Raw genomic sequence first — 24,044 nt, forward strand, 5'->3', positions numbered from 1 at the left:
ACAAGCGTTCAACCGGCAATCATACCCTTTAACCGATTTCAGCGCTCATCATGTAATAATGCCCCTGAATGGCCTCAACTTCCTTGACATGCCTTAAAAAGAATCGGCAAGCGCGCCCTTCGAACTGAGCGGCAACCCAAATGTGACACAGGGCAATGCCGATGTCAATTTGATTCATTCGGTCGAGAAAAAAACCTTTAATGGGGTTGTTTTTAATGCGGTACACGTCGATGCCGTCGGGTTTCGTCACGAAATACCAGGGCTGTGCATTGGTGGCAGACGGCGCCAAACGCGCCGCTTCGATTAACGGCTTGTACAGATTCCCGTCTTGTATGGCTTCATACGCCTTTCGGCTGCGGCCCTCTGCCGTTTGATACAGGGCCCCTGTGGGCTCGCCAAACGCGTAGGCGATGACAAAAGGCAAGTCGAGCATTTGCTTGACTTCTTTCATCGGCTTGGCCATTCCCACCCAGCACCCACCGATGCCTTCGGCAGCAAAGAATAAATCCAGCTGCTGCAATAGGAAGCCGACATTCATCAAATGGCCGCTCACTTCTTCTGCACCCACGAGGATATAATGCGGCGCCTTGATGCCGATAGCACCCTTTACAGCGTCTCCGCTCACAATTTTAAACGTCACGGCACACTCTGCCAGCAAGGGGGTCAGCGTTTGGACAAAGGCCTCTACCTTATTGAGCATCTCCTTTTCTAAAGGGGTACCCATGTAGCGCCGTGTCGACTTTCTTTTGACGATGTAAGGATATAGTTGTTTTTCCATAGTACCTCCGTCTCTTTTTGCGCCTCAGTGCGCGTACTGCTTGTTCTCCCCATAGGCGCCTATTCTAATTCTCCTGCACTCGTACCAGCAATCCTGCCAAAGACCACCGCGTCGAGCAATGAATTGCCCCCTAAACGATTTTTCCCATGAACCCCTGTCGTCGCTTCACCTGAAGCGTACAATCCCGATATGGGTTGATTTTTAGAATCCATGACACGTGCTTCGGCGTCTATGACGATGCCTCCCATGCAATAATGCACGCCGGGGATCACTGAGACGACGTAAAAAGGGCCCTTGTCCAACGGTTTGTCCAGAGATTGACGGCCGAAATCCGCGTCTTCACCTTTGGCGACAAATGCGTTGTACCGCGATACAGTCTCCAACAAAGCGTCGCTTGGAACGCGTATGAGGGTGGCCAAAGCCTCTAAGTCGTTTGCTTTTTGCACAATGTCCATATCGATGTAATCGTCACTGGCTTTAAGCGACTTCCGTATTTCTTCGTTAAAAATAAGATAAACTTCTCGGTCCTTCTGAGCCAACAAATCTTCACTGAGAAAATCCCGATTCTTCAGTTCATCGGCAAAACGCTCGCCCTGATTGTTGACTAAAATACCGCCATTGCCTCTAATCGCCTCTGTTATCAACACGCCGTAATCCTTGGAAATCGTCGGATGCGTCTGAATATAGGCCATATCCTTCAGCTGCACGTCGAGCCCTTGCACCAGTGTCACAAAATCACCTGTGGCCCCCGGCGTATTGGTGGTCTCATACCCTTTGAGCTTTTGATTGTAGTACACAAACGTCTCCGGGCTCCCCCCGAAGCCACCGGTGGCAATCACCACACTTTTACAATCGATGGTGTACTGTTTACCGGACTTATCGACGACATCGACACCGACGACTGCGCCACTAGAGTTCGTTAATATTTTAACCGCTTTATGCTCAACGCGCAAGTCTACAGGACTTTTTTCTATTTCTTCTCTGAGAGTCCTCACAATTTCAGCCCCAACGGGCTTGCCACCGGAGGGTCGGTGCGTTCTCGACGCCCCGTGTCCCGCCAAAAGCCCCACATCACTGAGATCAGCCCCCTTTGATGCAAGCCACTGAATCGCTTCGGCACTCTCGTAGGCCAGTAGGTTCACGAGCACGCGGTTGTTTTCCTCGTGCCCCGACGCCAAGGTCTCTTCTATAAAGGCCTCGATAGAATCCTCGATGCCCTGTGCCGCCTGTGCTTCCGTTTCAGCGCCGTTCATACCGCCCGTCGCGCGAAACGTATTGCCGCCGACGTAGGGCATTTTTTCGAGCAAAACGACTTCGCGCCCCATTTGACTGGCTTCCAGTGCGGCACTCATACCGCTGGCCCCTGCGCCGATAACCACGACTTCCGCCGAATCATCGGGCTCGTAGAGCCAAAATGCCGCAAAGAGGAAGCCCACGACGATTGCCAATAGTCCCAGACGCCACTTCAAACTATTTTTTGACATCTCTCGCCTTCTCCTTTATCCAACAGTACGCTTTCTGAGGTCTCCCGACTTTGCCGTATTGAAAAGTCTCCGTGACCAAGCCCTCCTCCAACATGTGCTCAAGGTACCGTCTAACCGTCACCCGAGCAAGGTCTGTGCGCGCGCTGATTTCTTGTGCCGTAAGCGGTTCATCTGAAGCCGCTATTGCCGTTCGAACGCGCTCATAGGTACTCTGATTGACCCCTTTTTCAAACCGCACCTCCCGCTTGACGCCGGCGCGGATGATGTCGTCCAACTGCGCTTGACTGACGTAATGATCCTCTTTAATTTGCCGACGGCTCAACGCATTGACAATCGCCTCTTTAAAGCGGTCGTAATTAAACGGTTTGATTAAGTAATCCACTGCCCCGAGTCTAAACACGGTCTCCACCGTTTGCGCACTGTTGTCCGCCGTAATCAAAACCACGTCCATGTCGAGGCCCTCGCCTCTAATCCATTTCAAAAGGTCCGGGCCACTTTCCTCACCGAGGTAGACGTCCAATAGAACCAAGTCGATTTTATTTTTTTCAATACACCCTTTTGCCTGGTCGATTGTCGCCGCTTCCCGAATATCAAAATGGGGATCGACTTTCCGCAAAAATCCGGCGTTGATACTGCGCACCATCGGGTCGTCTTCGACAATTAAAACTCTCATGTTGCCCCCTTTCTAACGCATCGGCAATTTAACTTGCACGACGAGCCCCTCTTCGTTTCGCATTTCAATGTCGCCGCCGCAGACGTCGACAATTTCCTTCACAATAAACAACCCGTACCCGCGATCCTGACCTTTAGTACTCAGACCCTTTTCAAAGCAATGGGCCATAACCGCTTCTGGCATCCCCGGCCCCGTATCGGAAACACTCATATAAAAAGCCACCTCGTCGTGGTAAAAATCCAAAACGATTTTGCCACTTTCCCCTTGCATCGCCTCGATGGCGTTGTCGATGAGATTGCCCAGTACGCTGGTGACATCCGCCTCGTCTACTTGTGCCGGGAGTTCTGTTACCACAGCGTCTTCATCTAATACCACCTCGATATGCCGCTCTAAAGCTTTGGAATACTTCGCCAGTATCAGCCCTGAGAGCACTGAGACTTTGATGCGCTTGTTTAACGATTCAACCATCTCCTTTCGGGATTTGGTAATCGACTCGATGTACCCCAGCGCATCGTCGTACGCCTCCAGCTGTATCAGTCCGGAAACGGTGTGGAGCTTGTTCATAAACTCGTGATTTTGAGCTCTCAAAGCTTGGGTCAACTGTTTCATATTGGTCAGTTCTTCCGCACGGGCCCTGACGAGACTCATGTCTTCAATTTTAAAGAGAAAGCCCGATTGATTGCTCAGTGCACTGAGACCAATCATGTGAATGGATAAAATCTTACCGCCTTCCATGCGCCATTCCCCCTTGATTTCCGGCATTTTCTCCCTGTAGTACCTCAGTTCAAAATGCTTGTAAAAGGGCATGTGCCGCATTAAATCTCCCAGTGCTAAACGCTGGAGACGCAACAACTTTTTAGCGTTTTCGTTCACCATGACCACCTTGCTGTTTTGATCGGTGGCGAGAAGGCCTTCCCCAATCTGTTCGAGGATGGTCTCCTGTTGGTTGAGGAGCAATGCAATGGCTTGCGGTTCGAGACCATACATAGCCTTTTTAATATTCTTTGACAGCACATATGCCATAGCAATGCCTAAAATAAGTACAGTCACCGATACAAACAGAAGCCTAAACGCGTGTCCGCGAATGGTCTGAAGAATTCGACCGTTGTAGATGCCGATAATCACCACACCGCTCTTGACGCCGTCGGTGTATATCGGCATATAGGCTTCCACCATGGCATCGCCTTCTAAAGTATCGTAATAACCCCCTTCTTCCACTAGGGGGTTTTTCTTTGTGTCGCCGTCTCTATAGGACGTATTCAGTTTTTCAGGTATGGGATGCGCGTAATAGCGCCCGTCTCGGCTGACGATGTACAGGTACTGAATGCCTGTTTTCAGTTGAATGGCTTCAACAGCTTTGTTTACCGTGAGGTAGCCGTTCTCTTCCGCCATTGCATCCTTAATAATTTGTTGCTCGGCAATAATCACCGCTTGGTCTTTGGCATCCAGTGCCACTTGCTTCTGTATGGAATCAAACCACTGGGTGTACATCAAAACGGATAGAACAAGGGTAATTGCCGAAATCATGCCGACGAGCGTTACCGCAATCTTTGTTTGCATGCGCATGGTCGCGCCTCCACAATTTTTTCTCGCCGCTTACTCACTAGTGGGCAAACGGCTTTAGAACCTTCTTTTTTCTATTTTAACACAGATGAAAAAGAGAAGTCATTACAACTTCTCTTTCCCTGGGTGTTATTATGAAGAAATCAGATTATGATAAACACTTTTTTTATTTTGCCGCTTCTGCAGCTTTAGTACCGGCGATGCGGCCAAAAGTTGTAATGTCTGAAAGTGCGTTACCGCCGAGACGGTTGTTGCCGTGAATGCCACCTGTTACTTCACCGGCAGCATAAAGGCCTTTGATGACCTCACCAGATGCGTTTAGTACTTCAGCGTCTGTTGTAATTTCAAGACCACCCATTGTATGGTGAACAGCCGGTGCCACTTCTACAGCATAGTAAGGGCCAACTGCTAATGTCGTCTTGAGATCTTGTCTTGCAAAGTCTGCGTCTTCACCGGCTTCAACGTAACCGTTGTACGTGTCGATTGTCGCTTTTAAAGCCGCTGGGTCAACAGAGATGAGCTCAGCTAAAGCTTCTGGCGTCTCTGCTTCTAAAAGGAACCCTTTGCTGTGGTATTTTTCAATAGCTTTTAGACTTTCTCTTACCGATTGGTCGAACACTAAGAATGCGCTGGCACCCGTTTGTGCGAGCTCTGCATTAGAAACATTTGCACGCGTCTCCAGTTCGTTGACAAAACGTTGACCTTCTCTGTTGACGAGAATCGCCCCGTTACCTCTTACCGCTTCGGTAATCATGTAGTTGTTAGACGGCATTACGGTTGGATGCGTTTGAATTTGCTCCATGTCTACATAAGAGACGTTTAAATTCTTAGCAAAGTCGACGACATCACCTGTCGCGCCGGGATGGTTGGTTGTTCCATAGCCTTTTAAGTCTTCTTTGAAAGAAGCTACTCTGTCGTTATCAGCGCCAAATCCGCCTGTTGCAACGATTACCGCTTTTGCATTTATTGTGAACTCACCGGCTTCTGTTTTAACTTTAACGCCGGTTACAGCGCTTTCATCGCCGATTAATTCGATGGCTTCATGACCTAAAAGAACTTCAATGCCCATTTCAGATGCTTTTGCGTTTAACACTTCAACTAAGTGGTTACCCACTGCAGCACCGCCTGTCGGTCTGTGCGTTCTGTCTGCACTTGCACCACCCATTCGACCGACATCAGAAAGGTCTGCGCCGATAGAAACGAGCCATTCAACTGTTTCAGCTGAGTTGTTGGCTAAAACGTCAACGAGTTCAGGGTTGTTGAGGTCTCCGCCACCTTTCATCGTATCGCTGATGAATAGGTCAATAGAATCTTCAATGCCTTTTTCTTTCTGAACAGCTGTCTCAGCAGCGTTAAGACCGCCTGTTGCATACTTTGTATTACCACCAATTAATGGCATTTTTTCGATAACGACAACTTCTGCGCCACCATTTTTCGCTTCAATAGCAGCGGTTAAACCGGCACCACCTGCACCGATAACCACAACGTCTGTGTCTATATCTTCAAGCGTTGTCTCTCCCGGTTCTTCTGACGGTTCGTCTACTGGTGTTTCTGTTGATGCCGCACCGTCGATAAGCGCCTTTGAAAGCGCGTCGTTAACCGCTTCTAAGATACCTTTTGATGTTTGAGAAGCACCGGCTACACCATCGACGTCGCCGCTGTTGGCTTCAATAATTTTTTTAACCAACTGGTCAGCTGGGTCAACTGCAAATTCTGAATCACTAAATTCAACGATTTCAATTGACTCAATTTCTGTCTCAGTAACGGTTACATTGACCACCATTGTACCTGAATGGCCTTGTCCCTTACCTTCGTAAGTACCCGCTGTATAAATAGCTTTTGAAGCTTCGTCTTCTTTTGCACCGCAACCGGCAAAAAGCCCCACGACAAGCATCATTGTCATTAATAGACAAAGGTGTTTTTTCATTAATTTCTCCTCCTCGTATTGGATGAATCTATATCGTCTGAAGGTAGTGTAATACTTTGATAATTATTTAGCAATCTTTTGTTCTTTATAAATACTTTTGTTCATTTAGTTCTATAGAAAATAGCAAAATCATCAGTTTTTTTCCCTAAATAAGAGAATCTTTTGACTTTCATTTAATATTTATATACAATATAAGGGATTTAACCATTTATCTTCATCATCTTTTTTCACTTCTTTGTTAATTTTAAACAGACTTAATTTACAGAAATGAGAGGTTGATATGACTTTTTTCTTGCTGCTCTTCGGTTTTCTTTTTCTACTTGCGCCAAAGGCGATGTGGTTTTTAGAAATCGGTTGGAAGTTCGCTGACAGCGAACCCAGTGAAGCCTATCTCGTCTTCCACCGTCTTATAGGCGTCATTCTAGTGGCTATTGGTTTTCTAAAGTTCTTTTTTCGCGGTTAAATGTAAAAACGAGGAGGCTTCAGAGGCCTCCTCGTCACTTACACGTCTGTAACTTTTGTAATTTTAAATCGACAGGTCCGATCGCCCGTGCACCAGCAATCGATTTCCTCGACGTGGTGCGGTACGCCTTTATAGGCTTCAAAGACCCCCGACAAAACCCCTTCTGTGTACTGACACATCTCGTAATCCATCACCGGCAAGCCCGAGCACTCGAGGTCTTCATCAATGCTGATTAACAGTTCTTCAGCATCTTCCGATTGTGATTCGAGATTCATGTACCCGATGCCGAGATCGATTAATAGCCGTCGACAGCGGTCAAAAAAGGTTTCTGTAGACGTCATACCTTGAAAATAGTGTTCGTAAAACGCCTTACCTGCTAGATAACCGGCCTCTGTAAAAAGCGCTTCTACCTTTTCAGTTCCAAAGCTCTTTTCCATCACATCCTTTAATGTAAACTGAAAGAGACGCAACATTTCCACACTGGCCATATGGCCGAGATTGGGACGCCCCATCTCGACGTCGCCAATCAGTTCCCACTTAAATTGATACTTTCTGCTCTGCATATCAACCGCTCCTATGATTATAATTTAAAGAACTTGATTTCCTCTGTTATTTTTTGAACCTGCGCATTGAGTTCTTCAACTGTCTCCTGACTGCTGGAAAGCGCGTTGACAATTGTATCAAAAGATTCTGTACTCTCAAATACCAAGGACTCTATATCAATAGCGTTTTCAGCAATATCGCTTACAGCTCTGGTAATCTCTTCAGAGGCAATCATCTGTTCATGCGAGGCGCTTTCAAGTCCCTTCACATGAGTGAGTGTGTTTTTAATCTGATCGAGAATGGTAAAGATGCTGTTTTTCACTTTTTCTGAAGTTGCGATGCCTATAGCGACGCTCTCTGTCACTTGATGATTGGCACCTTCTACCACGCGCACTTCATTTTGAATATTTTCGACAATAGACGTGATTTTGTCTGTTTCCGCACTGGTTTGCTCAGCCAGCTTTCGGATTTCCTCGGCGACAACTGCAAACCCCCTGCCGGCCTCACCTGCACGTGCGGCTTCAATCGCCGCGTTCAAGGCCAAAAGATTGGTCTTCTCAGAAATTTCGTTAATTGTCAATAAAATGCCGCCGATATCCTGTGACAACTCGGTTAACTTTTTAACTTGAACATTTGCTTCGGCGACGTGTTCATTGATGTTCACCATATTTTGATTCATAAGATCCACGTCGCGACCGCTCTCACTGGCGTGTTCAGAAGTTTCTTCAGAATATGCAAGCGTTTCTTTCGTCTTGTCGTAAGATTCCTTACTGCTCGCCAAAATCTCCTGTAGCCCGGCAAGCGACTCTTCTGTTCCCGCCGCTTGATTTTTGACATTGTCTAAAACGCGGGTTAAGTTGTCACTCATCTTAATCATCCCAGTATCCACCGGATGTGCCACTTCACTTGCGTGGATACTGTCTTTACCTCTAATAATCGTGTCGACGCTCTTGTACACAGCGTTGTTGTTGTTTGTCGCCGCAACCAAGACGCCGTTAATGTCTTCAATCACTTGGTGAATGCGTCCAATGAACCCGTTGAGTTCTTCACTCATAACGCCGAACTCGTCTTTGGATTCCATTTCAACGCGAACGGTCAAGTCACCGCCTGCCCCCTTTTCAAACGCTTGCTTGAAATGCGTAACGGAGCGACCAAGTTGTCTCCCCATAAAGACGGCAATCCCTACGGCGATGGCGATGCCTATGACGCCAATTAACAAATAGATTGCGGTCAGCCGATTGAGGTCTGCATAGATTTCGCGCATTTTGGGATTGGCCGTAATATACCACCCGTTGCTAAGTCGTTTATAGGCGACGAGTTTATCTTCGCCCCCCATCTCGTAAGTCAATACGCCGAGAGCTTCACCACCTTGAATCCGGTCGGCCAATGAGCTTAACGCCCCCTCGTCGAGGGTCTTCAAATTCTCCCCCTGTGCCGTCGGGTGGTAAATAAAATCGAACCCTTCCGACATAAGTGTCACATAGCCCGTCTTGTAGACGCTTATCTCACTGAGCCGTTTCCCCAGTGCGTCGTAAAAGAAGTCCGTCCCCACGACGCCAATCACTTCTCCGCCAATGGTTACCCCTTGGCTGTAGGAAATGATGTTGGCATCCCAAGGTTCCCAATAGTAAGGGGAGGACCAGTTGTAGCCGTTTTCGACAGCGCCCTTATACCAAGCGTCTTCCGCATAGCCGTCGGCTCTTACATTGTAATCGGCTTCCCGGTTGTAATCGCCTTTAGAACGTCTGGTAAACGACAAAATCCCCGGCGTCGTTAGCGTGCCATCGTCAAAAATAAACCAACCGCTCTGTGCGTCAAATGTCGTCAAAGCCCCCGAAAAGGTCTCTTCGATCTCATCTTTAAAAACGCCCATTGCACTTGGGTTGTTTCGAACATTTCTCAAGTCTATATTGGTCACTACGAGGTTTTCCAGTTGATCGGCAATCACGCGCATTTCTGTAATTGAAGTTTCTATCTCCCCGGCATTTTCATTGACGATGTTTTTCAGATTGTCTTCTGCCTGACTCAACAACATCTTGCGCACACTGATGTAACTGACGCCCCCCATAATGCCAATGACCACAAGTGCCACCAAAACCATTGCCGCTATAAAGCGCGACGCTATTGTTCTCATATGTTCACCCCTCCGTCTTCTCCTAAATCATTATTTTTATCATTCATATCCGTTTTTAACTTTTGCGAAACATTTTTTAACATTTAGAAATCATTAAGAAATTTTCGCATTTTTCAGGAGGTTTCGGGTAACAACTAATACAAGATTCTTTACTATGGGGGCATTCAAAATGAAACGGTTCACACTCAAACACATAAAATCTAAAATAGTCTTCTTCTTGGTTCCAATCGCCCTAATTATGATTATCGTATTCGGGGCAGTCATGTTACACATCGGTCACAGCGCACTGGAAAACGAAACCACGGAAAAAATGGAACAGACGCTTTTGGGCATTAAGTACCGATTTGACAGCAACTTATTTGAAGCGAAGAAAGTGGTTCGCGTCCTCGAAAACGAGGTCACACAACTTGTGGATTTTGACGCCGTTGACGACGACGCTTACCTCGAAGAGATTGTGCGGGCTCTCACTCCCGTTGTAAAACGCGAAGCGCAAAACCACTACCAGAGCATGACGGCCTACATATTCTTCAACCACGCACTTACAGGAAGCCCTCACGACGTCTTTTTTGCAGATGAAACAGGCGACAGTATTGTCAAGCGCCAAAAGCCGCTACCCGCAGACTATTACACGAGCGGACCTACCCCTGTAGACGACAAGAGCTGGTGGTTTGGCGCTGTAGAAAGTCGTCAGCTCTACTGGACCCGCCCTTACGACTGGACCATGGACAACGGCAAGACCATGCGCTTCGTCTCTATCACAAAAGCACTCTACTACAAAGACGAACTCATCGCCGTCGTCGGCACCGACATCTCTTACGATATGCTGAAAAAGACCATTGATTCTTATCAAATTGGCAACAACGGCTTCGCCTACTTGCGCGATGCAACGGGTGAAATACTGTACACGCCGGAAGTCTTCAGCGATACCCCTGACGATGTGTTTACATTAGAAGCGCCTCTGGACAACGGTTGGTCAATTGGGATTCAGGTCGACCGAGACGAAATCTTTAAGCCGCTGCGCAACTACGTTCTCTTGGTCATTATCATACTCATCGTCACATTTTCCCTAATCGTCCTCGTAGCGCTAAAACTTTCGGATACCATCAGCAGACCCTTGACACAAATTACGGGGATTATCAATCTCAACAGCAACTACCTGTCGCCCATGACGCTACCTGAATCCCTAGCCAGTCGCGCCGATGAAATCGGCGTCTTAGCGCAGGCACTCGTCAATATGAACCAAAACCTCATTGCTTCACATGAGCGCGCACTTGCCGAGCGACATCTTCGAAAGGATACGGAAACGCAACTGGAGCTTTTGACCAAAACACTCGAACGCAGTGACAGCGGCTTTTTTATTACCAACATGAACTTCCAGTTGATTTATGTCAACAAGACCTATATCGAAATTACCGGTTTCGATGTCACACTGAACCAAGATATTCTCGACGATAACGGCGTCTATTTAACCAAATTCCAAAAAGAGCGTTTGGAAGCCTCTAAAATGATACAAGGTGAGTCCGAACAGTTGCGTGCAGATGGAACGCCGTATCCGCTTCAGTTTTACATTACAAAACTTCTCGAGCCCAATGTCTACTACTTGGGCATTGTAAAGGATTTAACTCAATCAAAACTCAAGGAAAAGAAACTCAACTACATCAAATACTACGATAGTATGACACAGCTCCCCAATCGAGAACTCTTCTACGACAGCGCTGAAAAGCTACTGGAGACGGTGCAAGAGATGCAGTACGTCTGTGTGCTACTCAACCTCGACAATTTCCGAGTGCTCAACAGCGTCCTCGGAACGGAGGCGTGTAACCGCGTCATTATGCAGGTCGCTACACGCTTTAAAAGTTTTGCCAAAAACCGCGGGGTCATTGGCCGTATAGAAGGCGACGAGTTTGCGCTGTTCTGTCACATCGATTCGCCTAAAGATGCCGAATTGTATTTAAAACAGTTAAAGCACGTGCTCTCAGAGCCCTACACCATAGATGGCGAAAGCATCTACGTTACTTTTAGCGTCGGTTACGCCCTATATCCTGAAAGCGGCAACACGTTTGCACAGCTGATTAAAAACGCCAACACGGCACTGATTCAAATAAAGAGCGCCGGGAAAAACCAAATCCAAAAGTTTATACAAGCGCACAACACCCTTCACGAAAATGAATACGTGTTGCTTAAAAATATTCGTTTTGCTCTGGAACGCGAAGAATTGTCTCTCGTGTACCAACCGCAGGTCGATGTAACCACGGGAAAAGTTACAGGTGTCGAAGCGTTGCTCAGATGGTCTCTAGAAGGTAACGCCGTTAACCCGTCGACGTTTATCCCCATCGCCGAACAGTCGAGATGGATTGTTCCCATTGGCGCCTTTGTCCTGGAAGAAGCGTTTAAAACCGCTTATGAACTCTCCCAAATCGACGCGTCCATAGACGTCTCCATCAACTTGTCTGTGGAGCAACTGAAATTCAATTTATTGGTCAAAACCCTAGGCCAGCTGCTAGAGAAGTATCCGGTTGCCCCAGATTGTATCACTTTTGAAGTGACAGAAAGTCTCCTTGTAACAGCCGTTCCGGAAGCCGTAGAAGTCATTCACTACCTCAAGGAAAAAGGCTTTAAAATTGCACTGGACGACTTCGGAATGGGCTACTCCTCCCTCAGTTATCTCAAGCGCATCCCATTTGATGTCATCAAGCTCGATCGGACATTTATTAAAGATTACCCCGAGAAAGACACGGGGAGCATCGCCAGCCTCATTATCCATCTGGCTGCTGAACTGAAAGTCGATTTAATTGCCGAAGGTGTGGAAAGCGAGGCGCAAAAGGACTTTTTACTCGACAACGGTTGCCAGACGATACAGGGGTATTTGTATGCAAAACCACTTGAAAAAGACGCAGCCATCCAATACATTCAAAAACACAACACCCTTAATTGAATTTTAATAAAAACATGTTACAATAAACACATTATTCTATAAAATCGAGAGGTCTTCATGCATCACAATTGTCTACGCGAACTTCAAAAATACGCTATTTTGCCGTCCTATTGCGCGCAAATCCACGCCAAAGACGGCGTTGAGCTCTATCGGATTGCCTACAAAGGGGAATCCATGGTCTTAAAACTCTTTACAAGGGGCGATTTCACCCGTGAAATTAGCCACTACAAACGCTTGAGTCAGTTGGGGGTACGGACACTAAAAATTCACGACGCCACAGATGTCTCACTTTTAATGGAAGACCTTGACGGACACCCCACCTTGCGTTTGGGAACCCCAAACGATCTTTACGAACCGGAGGTTCTAAGGCCTCTCGCCCGTTGGTACAGCGCCCTCCACAAGAGTGGCCGCACACTGGACCTAGACGGTGACTACAAAGAAACCGACTGTTTGACCTTGGAAGCACTTGAGAAAGTCATGCACTTAACACAAACACAGGCCATGGACTTCTGGCCAAAACTTTTTTACAATTTTCATCACATTGAGTCGCTCCTTGACAATCAAGCGCTGACATTGACTTACAACGATTTCTTCTGGACAAACCTCGTCGTAGCAAAAGACGGGAGCGACGCTTTTATGTTCGACTACAACATGATGGGGGCAGGCAGTGCCTACAGTGACATCAGCAATGTTTGCAGCAGTTTGCCTGAGGACAGCAAACCGATCTTCCTCAAAAACTACGGCCCTGTAGATGCCCTTGAAGCGCACTTAACCCATTTGACCGCAGACCTCATCGGCCTCATTACCGCTTATAACAGACCGGTCTTTCCGGCTTGGGCCGCTTCCTCTGTTGAAGCCATTAAAGACGGTTCGCTCACGGCAGCTCTCGATACACTGCTTTTAAAATTGCAGCCATTCTAGTGTCCTGTATCGTTCACAATTAAAAAAACGGCTCATCTACTCTGCATCATTGAGGCGTCAAACGCTCTCGACACGAGCCTCGTTTTCTCTAAGTCCGCCTCCAACCCCGCAACTCTATCCCTTAGAGTCAGCGGGGTTTTTTACGCATATTTTTTCTTCAATCGGGTATAAATTGAAAACAATCTTAGCACTTGAACAAGGAGGAATCATGGCAACATTTGAAGCGGCCTTTACAAAGGCCTTACAGGCAAACGACAGAAAAGCCTGCGTCGCACTGGTTCAGTCTCAACTGTCTGATGTCGCCTTCGACATCAAAAGCCTCTATGAAGAGACACTGGCCAATAGTTTAAAAGCCATCCGCACAGAGGAAACACCGATTTGGAAAGAGCACGTCCAGAGCAACATCGTTCGAACGTGTATCGAACTGTGCGCGCCCTACGTACTTGAAAAGGCGCCGGCAACAAAGCGTGCAACGGCTCTGGTCTTATGTCAAGAAGAAGAATATCACGAAATCGGCGCACGCATGACCGCCGACTACTTGACGCTGTTGGGCATCGATACCTACTATATAGGCGCCAACACCCCGCAGGCCGAGGCACTCAAAGCAGTAGCTGAATTGACACCTGCGCTGGTCTGTATCAGCATCTCCAACTACTACCATCTCACCCATCTGCAAGTACTCATCGACGCCATTAAATCGGCTGCCTGTGCACCGGCAGTTGTCGTCGGGGGCTACGCCATAACCGCCATTGCGTCGGCGCGCTCTCAGATTCAAGCCGATGGCTACGCATCTAACTACACCGAACTCGAGGAGGCGCTTTATGAGATTATCCTTTAACATCGCCAAGCGCTTTTTAACCTCCAATAAAGCTCAAACCGCACTAATCGCGCTTGGTATCGGCATCGGTATTGCGGTACAAATCTTTATCGGCTCCTTAATCGAAGGGCTTCAAATCAGTCTGGTCGACGCCACCATCGGGCGTTCTGCTCACATGGTCGTCAAACCGTCTGATGAAACCGACTATCTTGAGAACTACCCAGAACTCTTGGAAACAGTCAATCAAAACATCCCCCCTCTCACCGGCCTCACGCCGACGCTGACCCGAGGCGCCTTCTTAAAGCGTCCGGACGACACCTATTATCAAATGCTCTATCGGGGCTTTGACCTCAGTCGCGCAGAGGGCATCTATAAATTTAGCGAGGCGCTCGTCGCCGGTGAAATGCCCGGTGTGAACGCGGTTTTAGTCGGCACTCAACTCGCAGAAAAAAACGACCTCGAAGTCGGGGACGCCGTAACCCTTCAAAGCCCTTCCGGCAAAACTCATGAAGTTACTGTCAGTGGACTTTTCGATTTCAAAGTCGATGCCGTCAACACACAATGGGTTGTCGGTTCACTTGAAAACGGTCACGCGCTCTTCGAGCAACCCGACGCCACTGCCAGCGCCATTGAGCTTCAGGTGGAGGAACCCTTCGAGGTGGAGGCGCTAACGCAGAGTCTTTCTAGTGTCATAGACAGCGAGCGCCTAACAGTGGACAACTGGCAACTGCAAAACGCTCAATTGCTCAGCGGTCTCACCGGTCAAAATACGTCCAGTTTGATGATTCAGATATTTGTCATCCTATCGGTGGTCCTAGGCATCGCCAGCGTTCTCGCGGTGACTGTCCTTCAAAAATCCAAACAGCTGGGGATTCTCAAAGCCATGGGCATTTCCGATCGCAACGCAGGGTTCGTTTTCCTGTTCGAGGGGTTAATCCTCGGTGTTATCGGCGGTATTATCGGCATCGTCATTGGCATCGGTCTCCTCTACATCTTCCAAACTTTTGCTTTAAAACCCGACGGCACACCAGTTGTCCCTATTTATATCAACCCGGCATTTATCGGATTTTCAGGATTGCTCGCCGTCGTTGCCAGTACACTTGCAGCGGTTTTACCCGCTAGAAACTCAAAAAAATTAACGCCAATCGAGGTGATTCGCAATGCATGATATCGTTCAATTACACAACATCGACAAAGTCTATGGCGATGCGGTTAAAACACAAGTGCTCTTTGATGTGAACTTGTCGTTGAAAGCGCAGTCGTTTAACAGCATTATCGGGCAGTCCGGCAGTGGTAAAAGTACTCTGCTCAACCTTATTGGCACGTTAGATCGGCCGACTTCAGGCGATGTTATTATCGACGGACAACGCACGTCGACGCTGTCGTCAAATGCGCTCAGCAAACTGCGCAATGAAACCATCGGTTTCATTTTTCAGTTCCACTATTTGCTGCCGGAATTTACAGCACTTGAAAATGTCTTGATGCCCCACTACATCAAATGTGGAAAAATCGATCATTCTATTGAAGAAAGAGCGGTTGAACTTCTGGATTTGGTAGGGCTGAGTCAGGTTCGGAACAGCCTCGCCTCAAAGATGTCCGGCGGCCAGCAGCAACGCACCGCTATTGCTCGGGCACTTATCAATCGCCCAAAACTCATTCTCGCAGACGAGCCCACGGGCAATCTGGACTCCGACAGCAGTGAAACAGTGTACCAGCTGTTGCGCGATATCAACACCCGTTACGATACCACATTCTTAATCATCACACACGACAGGCGCATCGCTGAAAAAACCGACCGCATTATCGAAATAAAAGACGGACGCGTTGCCCACGATTTTGAAAAATAGGGTTGACGCATGCCAGCAGTCTTCACCACTTAAAAACACCGGCCTCTGCCGGTGTTTTATCGTTGTCAAAAGAATGGCGTCCATTGGTGTATTTAATGGGGTTTTCCCGGACATTTTATTCGCATTAATTGTATCCTCCAATAAAACACCTTGTGTTTTTTTTGAAAGATTCATAGAAATATGGGTATCTATACATCACGGGCTGTTTTACCGAAAGGAGGTGCCTCTTTGAATGAACTCGAAACCATCCTAAAAATCATCAACTTGTTCCAGACCCCTATCGTCATCTCTCGAAATCACCGGATAATTGTTGCAAATGACGCTGCCAAACGCTACGCACCCAACATACATAGCAAATCGATGAAAGAACTCTTTGGATATCAGCACGATACGGCGGCAGAGCGACTGCAAACCATATCAACGACTCGAAAAAGCCTTCCACCACATCTCTACAGCATAAAACTGAGTTCAACGCATAAAACAACCTTTGAACTCCGGTCGTATTATCTGGAGATTGAAGGGCGTGGTGCCGTTCTCACAAAGGCTTTAGACGTCTCTGAAAAGCGCCATGCATTTTCCCAAAGTCGATTGATGAAACAGTGGCTTTTAAAACGCAACTTACCTCATATAAACGGTATGATGTTGCACACCAACTACAAACCCTGTACCCAAAACAACGATGCCTTTTACTTTACCACATCGACCTCCAAAGGAGACCGGTACCTTTTCTACGGAACCCTTGATAAATCCGCTACGGTCTTCTCGCTGGCAGTGTCGGGCATCGCTATTCTCTTTGACGAAATGGTAGAGAAGTCCGGTAATATAACCGAAAAACTCACTTGGTTTAAGGAAAAATTTCACGCCCACTTCGGCACCTATAAATGTCGTGGCGGCATCGTCTACTGGGAGACGTCCGGCGATCAGTTTTATGTAGCTAATTTTTCTACAAAAGCTTTTTTATTGTTCGACGACGCCAACTGTACCGTCGATGTCCGCGTGTTAAATGGGGCCCTCGGCGATAAAAACGACAGCGCTGTTTCTATAGAACGCTTTCAAAAGTCCAAGTACCGTTACCTGTTACTCGGTTCGGAAGAAGCTCTGAAAAACACCTGTGTTACTGAAGCGTATAACGAGAATCTTTACGCACTGGCACAAGGCATTTCCTCTCGTCCCATTCCCCAATTATTTTGGATAGGGATCGACATGCACTACCAAGGTGCTGTGAACCATTACTTAATTGAGGGCCTGCACGATTTCGATTTTGAAATCAACCGCATCCTTGGGGATTTGAATCTGACGGAACACTTTGCCGTTCGACTCGCCATGACCGAACTCGTGTCCAATGCCTATAAGCACGGCAACGATGGCGATGCAACACTTCCGATTTTCATAACCGTATCCGTAGATGCGGCGGCCTATTACATTTCCGTTCAGGATATGTGTATCGTGCCCAAATCGATTAAAATCAACTACCCAGATGATGAAAGTCTCTTACTCAACGAAAGCGGTAGAGGCCTCTTTCTCGTTTCACAGTTCTCAGAAGAATTGTACCACGACTTTTGCTCTGTAACAGTTAAAATACTGCATAAGGAGGCACTGGAATGAAATCTTTAAAGTCAAAAATCATGTTGATTATGAGCGTCGTTATCGTCTTACCGCTCATTCTCCTAGGGTCGCTCTCCATGCTGCGTTTTAAAAGTGCAACCACCGATAGCGTCTCCGATAATCTCGACAGACTCCTCGCACTGACAACCCGTTTGATGGAAAATGAGATGGAAAAAGCCTCACTTGTCGCCGGCATCCTCAGTGACAACTCCGAACTCATCGACGTGGCAAACGGCAATGTGATGAAAAATCGGTCGGCTTACGAGACCCTCGTTTCGACCCAAAGCAATAACGACGTTTCGATAGAATCTATTATTCTCACCAACGTCAGCGGCAAAGCCGTCATTTCCAGCGATAGCCTTCAACCGGCTATCGACTTGAGCGACCGCGCCTATGTTCAGCGCGCCTTAAGCGGAGAAACCGCCCAAAGTGCCGTGTTGCGTTCAAAAACCACTGGCGAGTCCGTCGTCGCCATCGCCTCGCCGTTAACAAGCAACAACCGCGTCATCGGTACCATCGTCACCACAGTTAAATTTTCCAACATCGCCAACCACGTCCGGAGCATTCAAGTTTTCGACGGCGGGTATGCGTATCTATTTGATAAAGACGGCTTAATACTCAGTCACAAAGACGCTGAAAACGACTTCACACTGACTATGGGAGATCTCGGTATTCCGGCGCTGGACCAAATGGTCGCCGACATTAACGCCGGCACCTCCGGTGCTGTGGACTACGTTTACGACGGTGTGGACAAATACGTCCAATACGCCCCCGTCGCCGATATGGGGCTTGCTATAACCGCCAACTACGACGATTTTTTATCACCGGTTTACACCATAAGGTCATTTCTCATCGTGTTTATTCTAATTGCCGTTGTCGCCGCACTCGGGATCTCATACGCTTTTACAAGCAGAAGTATCACCACACCGCTAAAAAACCTGGCTGCTCTAATGGCTGAAGCGGGCAAAGGCAACTTAACGGTGAAAGCCACCTTTACAACAGGCGACGAGATCGAAACCATCGGGCACGCCTTTAACGCGATGATTGACGAACAGTTTGATATTGTCAGCAAAGTCAAAACCGCTTCTGTTGAAGTTTCTCAAGGGACCGATGACATCGCCCACTCCGCCAACGACATTTCCTCTGCCTCAGAAGAAATCGCAGGTGCCATTATGGACGTGTCCGACAACTCAAAAACCCAAAATGATCGCGTCGTAGAAACCTCTGAAACACTGCTTCACTTGAGCAGTTTGATACAACTGGCCAAAGCGCGAGCGGTTAAAACTGATGAGAATGTCAAAGAAGCTTTGGCCAAGGCACATGACGGTCGCAACAGTGTGGACATCACCATAAAGGCCATCGAGTCCATACAGGCCGTCTCCAGCGAAACCAACAAACACTTATCGGCGCTCAACGCCCTCTCTACGCAAATAACCGGCATCAGCAGCACCATCAATGCCATCGCCGATCAGACCAATATGCTGGCGCTCAACGCCTCTATTGAAGCAGCGAGAGCTGGTGAACACGGCAGGGGGTTTGCCGTCGTCGCCGAAGAAGTGCGCATCTTAGCTGAACAGACCAGCAGCGAAGCAGGCGGCATCACAAATGTGGTCAAGGAGATGACCAACCGAATTGAAGAAGCCGTCGCCTCCATGAAAGACGCCACCGACGCCGTTGCCTCAGGCGTCGAAAAAACCCAACACACCGATGCCTCTTTCATTAAAATAGTAGGCGCCGTTAACGAAATTTCAAAAGATGTTCAAAAAATCGTCGAGGTAACCGACGATGAGGTTTCCAGCTCCGAGCACATTCTCGCCCTTATAGAAATGGTGGCGACACTCTCGGATCAAAACACAGGGAGCTCAGAAAACGTCGCTTCTGCTGTGGAGGAACAAACCGCACTTATGGAAACCATAGCATCGAGCAGTACCCAGCTCAGCACACTTGCCGCTGGGTTGAATCAGATTGTCGATCGATTCATCATAGGAGGTGATGACTTTGAAAAATAAAAGAATCGATATACCTAAGCATTTTTCAGTCGTTGAAGCAGGCGATTTCAGGGAAGTGACCTTCTCTCTCGTCAAACAAGAACAGACGCTCTTCGAGCTCGATTTTACCGCCTGCCAATTTATCGACAGTACCGGCCTCGGGGTCCTCGTCGGCCTTTACAAAAAATGCAATGAAAATCACTCAAAGATGGTTCTTAAAAACGTATCCGGCGACTTGCTCAACTTGTTTAAAATGACGCGTCTGGATCAAGTTTTCACCTTCCATTAACGCCACTTTACAGCATATACAATGCCGTGATCCCTAGGCGCCCCTTTAAAAACTGGCTTCGGTCAGTTTTTTTGCGTTTCTTGACACCCCTTGTGCAAAATGCTACTATATTTAGAGAATCGAAACGTTGCGCACGCAACACAATAAGGAGTGACCTATGATCCCCATTATGAAATACATCAACCAATCGGCGCGTTGTGGCGTCCTTTACAGAAATGAAGTCTTTAAAGACATCGGAATCCTCGACCATCAACACGCTTATATCTTACACATCTGCGCCGCCCCCGGCATTCGCCAAGACATTTTGGCAAAAAAAGTTTATGTAAACAAAAGTAACGTTGCCCGTCAACTGGCTCAACTGGAAAAGCGGGGGCTGGTCTACAGAGAAGTGTCTCATGACAACCGGCGGCACATGTGCGTCTACCCGACGGAAAAATGTTTGGCCATACACCCCCTAGTCAAGTCGCGGCTTGCCGATTGGCATCGGCATTTGGTCAGTGACTTAACCGATAGCGAACAGCAAGTCCTCTCGGAACTGCTTTCTAAAGTTGCAGAAAAAGCACGTCACGCCCCTGCACGCCCCACAGAATAAAGGAGCCTCCCATGTCGCTGAAAAACTACCTAAAACCCTACTTTCCACGAATGTCACTAGGACTCACCATCAAATTTATAGGTACCATGACCGATCTTATGATCCCTTGGATTCTCGCACACCTCATCGACGTTATCATTCCCCAAAACTCCGTTGAGAAAATCTTTCTCTGGGGTGGCGCCATGGTCTTGTGCGCAGCCATCGGCGTGCTTTCAAACATCACAGCCAACCGCATGGCTTCCGCCGTATCCCGAATGACCATCGAGCGCATTCGACACGATTTGTACACGAAAATCACACACCTTTCGAGCCGACAAATCGACGATCTTTCGTTGCCTTCACTGATTTCCAGATTGACCTCGGACAGTTACCACGTCCACCACATGGTCGGTATGATGCAGCGTCTAGGTGTCCGGGCCCCTATCCTGTTAATCGGCGGGCTCATTATGACGCTGTCGATGGACTGGGTACTGGCAAGTGTCTTTATCTTGAGTCTTCCCTTCATTGGGATACTCGTTTTCAACTTGTCTCAAAAGGGGATTCCGCTGTACAAAGCCCTTCAAAACAACGTAGATGACCTCGTGCGCGTCGTCAGGGAAAACATCGTCGGCATCCGCGTCATTAAAGCACTTTCAAAACACCCGCACGAAAAAAAGCGTTTTGACGGCGTCAACACCAAAGTCGTCGACGCTGAAAAAAAAGCGGGGATGACAATGGCGCTCACCCATCCCGTGATGAACCTCCTATTGAACTCGGGCTTGACATTGGTCGTACTCGTCGGTGCGTTTCGAGTCCACTCAGGTGCGACACAAACGGGCACCATTATTGCGTTTTTAACTTATTTTACACTGATACTCAACGCCATGCTCAGCTTGAGCCGTATTTTTATCCTCTACTCTAAAGGCAGTGCTTCATTCAATCGAATTCAATCAGTTCTTGAGCTTGAAGACGACCTCGTCGTCGGGACGCCCGATTACAAACCGACGGAAAATCACATAGAGTTTTCCAATGTCACCTTCGCTTATGGGGAGGGCGCTCCAAACCTTCACAACCTTTCATTTACGCTGAAACGCGGTGAAACCCTAGGCATTATCGGGCCGACAGGCAGCGGTAAATCCAGTGTAATTAAACTGCTTATGCGCTTTTACGACCCGAGTTCCGGCGAAGTGCGCATTGGCGGTACGCGTATTGACACGCTGCCCAAAGCTGAGCTGCATACGAAATTTGGCGTCGTGCTCCAAAACGATACCCTCTTTGCCGACACCATTAAGGAGAACATCGCTTTCGGTAGAACGGTGTCTGAAAGAGCGGTTTACGCTTCGACACAAATGGCGCAAGCCGGTGAGTTCATCGATACGCTAACAGACGGTCTCTACCACGCGCTGGATGTTAAAGGCGCCAATCTCAGCGGCGGTCAAAAACAACGCCTGCTCATCTCCAGAGCGCTTGTTGACAAACCGGAAATCCTAATCCTCGACGACGCTTCAAGCGCGCTGGATTACAAAACCGATGCCAAACTCAGAACGGCATTGAACCGTCATTTTGAACAGACCACCGCTATCATTGTCGCGCAGCGCGTCAGCGCCATTATGAACGCCGATAAAATCCTCGTCTTAGACGATGGAAAAGCCGTCGGCTACGGTACGCACGACCATCTACTCGCCACTTGTGACGACTACCGACAAATCGCAGAAATCCAACTTGGAGGTGCCGTATGAAAAACAACAAAAGTCAAACGCTTCGCCGCCTCGGACGCTACCTATACACCTTTAAGTGGTCTCTTTTACTGGCCATGGTTTTGACACTCGTCGCCAACAGTTTCTTGCTCATAGGCCCCTACCTCTCCGGTGAGGCGATCAATGCCATCGCCGCCGGCAAGGGCAAGGTCGATTTTGAAACGGTATTTTTCTATTGCGGCCTCATGTTGGCGTTTTATGTAGCTGCTGCGCTCTTGACTTATGTCCTCAGAGTACTTATGATTCAAATCAGCCAAAAAGTCGTTTATAAAATGCGTGCCGACGCCTTTGAACGCATCAGCGGTCTTCCTGTGCGCTATTTTGACCGCCATCAGACGGGAGACCTCGTTTCGCGTTTTACGTACGACATCGATACCATCAACGCTTCGCTATCCAACGATGTCATACAAATTGCCACCAGTGTGGTCACTGTCGTCGGGGCACTCATCATGATGCTGAAGATTAAGCCGATACTGGTTCTCGTCTTTGCCGTCACCATCCCGGTGTCTTTTGCCTACACGCGCTTTATGGCCAAGCGCCTCAGACCGCGTTTTAAAAAACGTTCTGCTAAGCTTGGGGAACTGAACGGCTTTGTAGAGGAAACTCTCAGTGCACAGCAGTCCATTAAAGCCTACCATCAGGAACAAACCATGATTGAGCGCTTTGAACTGAGAAATAAAAATGCCGTCAACGCGTATTACGAAGCCGAATACTACAGCAGTACCGTCGGACCTTCTATGAACTTTATCAACAACTTGTCGTTGTCACTTGTGAGTCTTTTCGGCGCCATGCTTTATTTGTTCGGATCCATGCAACTCGGCCATCTCTCTTCTTTTGTCCTGTACTCTAGAAAATTTTCAGGACCCATTAACGAAATTGCCAACATTTCCAGCGAACTTCAATCGGCACTTGCAGCGGCAGACCGTTTCTTCAGACTCCTTGACGAACCGCTGGAAACAGATGATGCCCCCGGGGCCCTACCACTGGAAAACGTGGTTGGAAAGGTGGATTTTGAATCGGTGACTTTCGGCTACGCGCCGGGGCAAAAAGTGATTAAAGACCTCTCCCTCTCCATAGCCCCCGGTCAAGTGGTGGCCATCGTAGGCCATACCGGCGCCGGAAAAACCACTTTGGTCAATCTGCTAATGCGCTTTTATGAAGTAGACGCAGGCACCATCGGCCTAGACGGCGTCGACATTCGTCAAATCCAGAGAAAAGCGCTTAGAAAGGCCTACGCCATGGTGCTTCAGGACACGTGGCTGTTTAAGGGCACTGTTTATGAAAACCTCGCCTACGGCAACCCGAAAGTTACTCAATCCGATATCGTACGCGCTGCAAAAGCGGCTGGGGTTCACGCGTTTATCATTAAAATGAAAAACGGCTACGACACCGTTATAGAAGAAGACGGCGGCAACCTTTCGCACGGACAAAAACAGCTTTTAACCATAGCACGGGCCATGCTAATCGATGCCAAACTGCTCATTTTAGATGAGGCCACTTCGAGCGTCGATACGCGAACGGAACACCTCATTCAAAACGCTATGTTGGCCCTGATGGAAAACAAAACCTGCTTCGTCATCGCCCATCGACTTTCCACCATAACCAGTGCCGACTGGATACTGGTTATGGAAGACGGCAACGTCATTGAACAGGGAACACACGAAACCCTTCTCAAGGCAAAAGGCCAATACCACACCTTATTTAACGCACAATTTGCCTAATTGATAAAAAAACGGCAGTGGATGCAAC

Annotated in this window: 19 protein-coding genes; 12 read left to right on the forward strand and 7 right to left on the reverse strand. The window is 48.0% G+C overall.

Annotation, left to right across the window (positions count from 1 at the left end):
* Positions 1-28: 28 nt before the first annotated feature.
* From ACR6HW_RS07745 to ACR6HW_RS07765, 5 genes are all read right to left on the reverse strand, one after another.
* Positions 29-778: a nitroreductase family protein gene (locus ACR6HW_RS07745; protein ID WP_455730578.1), complete on the reverse strand. Its 750-nt coding sequence runs from the start codon at positions 776-778 to the stop codon at positions 29-31.
* Between the two features lie 59 nt (positions 779-837).
* Positions 838-2,262 (reverse strand): flavocytochrome c, encoded by a 1,425-nt coding sequence (locus ACR6HW_RS07750; protein ID WP_455730579.1) that lies wholly within the window; start codon positions 2,260-2,262, stop codon positions 838-840.
* Positions 2,249-2,935: a response regulator gene (locus ACR6HW_RS07755; protein WP_455730580.1), complete on the reverse strand. Its 687-nt coding sequence runs from the start codon at positions 2,933-2,935 to the stop codon at positions 2,249-2,251. Before ACR6HW_RS07755 ends, ACR6HW_RS07750 begins: the two co-directional genes overlap by 14 nt.
* Before the next feature lie 12 nt (positions 2,936-2,947).
* Entirely contained in the window at positions 2,948-4,495 is a 1,548-nt protein-coding gene (locus ACR6HW_RS07760) for an ATP-binding protein (protein ID WP_455730581.1), read from the reverse strand.
* Positions 4,496-4,664: 169 nt separating this feature from the next.
* Complete coding sequence (locus ACR6HW_RS07765) at positions 4,665-6,425, reverse strand: flavocytochrome c (protein WP_455730582.1); 1,761 nt, start codon at positions 6,423-6,425, stop codon at positions 4,665-4,667.
* Between the two features lie 280 nt (positions 6,426-6,705).
* Here ACR6HW_RS07765 and ACR6HW_RS07770 point away from each other — a divergent pair, with 280 nt between their 5' ends.
* Positions 6,706-6,888, forward strand: a complete 183-nt coding sequence (locus ACR6HW_RS07770) for a DUF6199 family natural product biosynthesis protein (protein WP_455730583.1) — start codon at positions 6,706-6,708, stop codon at positions 6,886-6,888.
* Between the two features lie 38 nt (positions 6,889-6,926).
* On the opposite strand, the gene ACR6HW_RS07775 is transcribed toward ACR6HW_RS07770, so the two are convergent.
* Positions 6,927-7,451, reverse strand: a complete 525-nt coding sequence (locus tag ACR6HW_RS07775) for a V4R domain-containing protein (RefSeq protein WP_455730584.1) — start codon at positions 7,449-7,451, stop codon at positions 6,927-6,929.
* A gap of 17 nt (positions 7,452-7,468) precedes the next feature.
* On the reverse strand, positions 7,469-9,565 hold the full coding sequence (locus ACR6HW_RS07780) for a methyl-accepting chemotaxis protein (protein ID WP_455730585.1): 2,097 nt from the start codon (positions 9,563-9,565) through the stop codon (positions 7,469-7,471).
* A gap of 169 nt (positions 9,566-9,734) precedes the next feature.
* On the opposite strand from ACR6HW_RS07780, the gene ACR6HW_RS07785 reads away from it, so the two are divergent.
* The 11 genes from ACR6HW_RS07785 to ACR6HW_RS07835 all read left to right on the forward strand — a co-directional run bounded on the left by ACR6HW_RS07785 (position 9,735) and on the right by ACR6HW_RS07835 (position 24,016).
* A complete protein-coding gene (locus ACR6HW_RS07785) occupies positions 9,735-12,500 on the forward strand; it encodes a bifunctional diguanylate cyclase/phosphodiesterase (protein ID WP_455730586.1) in 2,766 nt (921 codons plus the stop codon).
* Between the two features lie 57 nt (positions 12,501-12,557).
* Positions 12,558-13,421, forward strand: coding sequence for a phosphotransferase (locus tag ACR6HW_RS07790; RefSeq protein ID WP_455730587.1), 864 nt, complete (start codon positions 12,558-12,560; stop codon positions 13,419-13,421).
* Positions 13,422-13,629: 208 nt separating this feature from the next.
* Positions 13,630-14,259 (forward strand): cobalamin B12-binding domain-containing protein, encoded by a 630-nt coding sequence (locus ACR6HW_RS07795; protein WP_455730588.1) that lies wholly within the window; start codon positions 13,630-13,632, stop codon positions 14,257-14,259.
* Complete coding sequence (locus ACR6HW_RS07800) at positions 14,243-15,406, forward strand: ABC transporter permease (RefSeq protein ID WP_455730589.1); 1,164 nt, start codon at positions 14,243-14,245, stop codon at positions 15,404-15,406. The genes ACR6HW_RS07795 and ACR6HW_RS07800 overlap by 17 nt, the downstream gene beginning before the upstream one ends.
* The gene (locus ACR6HW_RS07805; RefSeq protein ID WP_455730590.1) at positions 15,399-16,085 is read left to right on the forward strand and encodes an ABC transporter ATP-binding protein; all 687 of its coding nucleotides are present in this window, start codon (positions 15,399-15,401) and stop codon (positions 16,083-16,085) included. Before ACR6HW_RS07800 ends, ACR6HW_RS07805 begins: the two co-directional genes overlap by 8 nt.
* Before the next feature lie 228 nt (positions 16,086-16,313).
* Entirely contained in the window at positions 16,314-17,690 is a 1,377-nt protein-coding gene (locus ACR6HW_RS07810; RefSeq protein ID WP_455730591.1) for an ATP-binding protein, read from the forward strand.
* The gene (locus ACR6HW_RS07815; protein WP_455730592.1) at positions 17,687-19,699 is read left to right on the forward strand and encodes a methyl-accepting chemotaxis protein; all 2,013 of its coding nucleotides are present in this window, start codon (positions 17,687-17,689) and stop codon (positions 19,697-19,699) included. The genes ACR6HW_RS07810 and ACR6HW_RS07815 overlap by 4 nt, the downstream gene beginning before the upstream one ends.
* Positions 19,689-19,967, forward strand: a complete 279-nt coding sequence (locus ACR6HW_RS07820) for an STAS domain-containing protein (protein WP_455730593.1) — start codon at positions 19,689-19,691, stop codon at positions 19,965-19,967. Before ACR6HW_RS07815 ends, ACR6HW_RS07820 begins: the two co-directional genes overlap by 11 nt.
* Positions 19,968-20,124: 157 nt before the next feature.
* Complete coding sequence (locus ACR6HW_RS07825; RefSeq protein WP_455730594.1) at positions 20,125-20,559, forward strand: MarR family winged helix-turn-helix transcriptional regulator; 435 nt, start codon at positions 20,125-20,127, stop codon at positions 20,557-20,559.
* A gap of 11 nt (positions 20,560-20,570) precedes the next feature.
* A complete protein-coding gene (locus tag ACR6HW_RS07830) occupies positions 20,571-22,277 on the forward strand; it encodes an ABC transporter ATP-binding protein (protein WP_455730595.1) in 1,707 nt (568 codons plus the stop codon).
* The gene (locus ACR6HW_RS07835; protein ID WP_455730596.1) at positions 22,274-24,016 is read left to right on the forward strand and encodes an ABC transporter ATP-binding protein; all 1,743 of its coding nucleotides are present in this window, start codon (positions 22,274-22,276) and stop codon (positions 24,014-24,016) included. Before ACR6HW_RS07830 ends, ACR6HW_RS07835 begins: the two co-directional genes overlap by 4 nt.
* The last annotated feature ends 28 nt before the right edge of the window (positions 24,017-24,044 follow it).

This window comes from Fusibacter sp. JL298sf-3, from assembly GCF_053842995.1.

Bases quoted from the DNA above. Each gene is read 5' to 3' on its own strand.
- ACR6HW_RS07835 (WP_455730596.1), top strand. From the start codon at position 22,274: ATGAAAAACAACAAAAGTCAAACGCTTCGCCGCCTCGGACGCTACCTA.
- ACR6HW_RS07785 (WP_455730586.1), top strand. From the start codon at position 9,735: ATGAAACGGTTCACACTCAAACACATAAAATCTAAAATAGTCTTCTTC.
- ACR6HW_RS07795 (WP_455730588.1), top strand. From the start codon at position 13,630: ATGGCAACATTTGAAGCGGCCTTTACAAAGGCCTTACAGGCAAACGAC.
- ACR6HW_RS07760 (WP_455730581.1), bottom strand. From the start codon at position 4,495: ATGCAAACAAAGATTGCGGTAACGCTCGTCGGCATGATTTCGGCAATT.
- ACR6HW_RS07745 (WP_455730578.1), bottom strand. From the start codon at position 778: ATGGAAAAACAACTATATCCTTACATCGTCAAAAGAAAGTCGACACGG.
- ACR6HW_RS07770 (WP_455730583.1), top strand. From the start codon at position 6,706: ATGACTTTTTTCTTGCTGCTCTTCGGTTTTCTTTTTCTACTTGCGCCA.
- ACR6HW_RS07775 (WP_455730584.1), bottom strand. From the start codon at position 7,451: ATGCAGAGCAGAAAGTATCAATTTAAGTGGGAACTGATTGGCGACGTC.
- ACR6HW_RS07755 (WP_455730580.1), bottom strand. From the start codon at position 2,935: ATGAGAGTTTTAATTGTCGAAGACGACCCGATGGTGCGCAGTATCAAC.
- ACR6HW_RS07790 (WP_455730587.1), top strand. From the start codon at position 12,558: ATGCATCACAATTGTCTACGCGAACTTCAAAAATACGCTATTTTGCCG.
- ACR6HW_RS07830 (WP_455730595.1), top strand. From the start codon at position 20,571: ATGTCGCTGAAAAACTACCTAAAACCCTACTTTCCACGAATGTCACTA.
- ACR6HW_RS07780 (WP_455730585.1), bottom strand. From the start codon at position 9,565: ATGAGAACAATAGCGTCGCGCTTTATAGCGGCAATGGTTTTGGTGGCA.
- ACR6HW_RS07815 (WP_455730592.1), top strand. From the start codon at position 17,687: ATGAAATCTTTAAAGTCAAAAATCATGTTGATTATGAGCGTCGTTATC.
- ACR6HW_RS07765 (WP_455730582.1), bottom strand. From the start codon at position 6,425: ATGAAAAAACACCTTTGTCTATTAATGACAATGATGCTTGTCGTGGGG.
- ACR6HW_RS07825 (WP_455730594.1), top strand. From the start codon at position 20,125: ATGATCCCCATTATGAAATACATCAACCAATCGGCGCGTTGTGGCGTC.
- ACR6HW_RS07805 (WP_455730590.1), top strand. From the start codon at position 15,399: ATGCATGATATCGTTCAATTACACAACATCGACAAAGTCTATGGCGAT.
- ACR6HW_RS07800 (WP_455730589.1), top strand. From the start codon at position 14,243: ATGAGATTATCCTTTAACATCGCCAAGCGCTTTTTAACCTCCAATAAA.
- ACR6HW_RS07750 (WP_455730579.1), bottom strand. From the start codon at position 2,262: ATGTCAAAAAATAGTTTGAAGTGGCGTCTGGGACTATTGGCAATCGTC.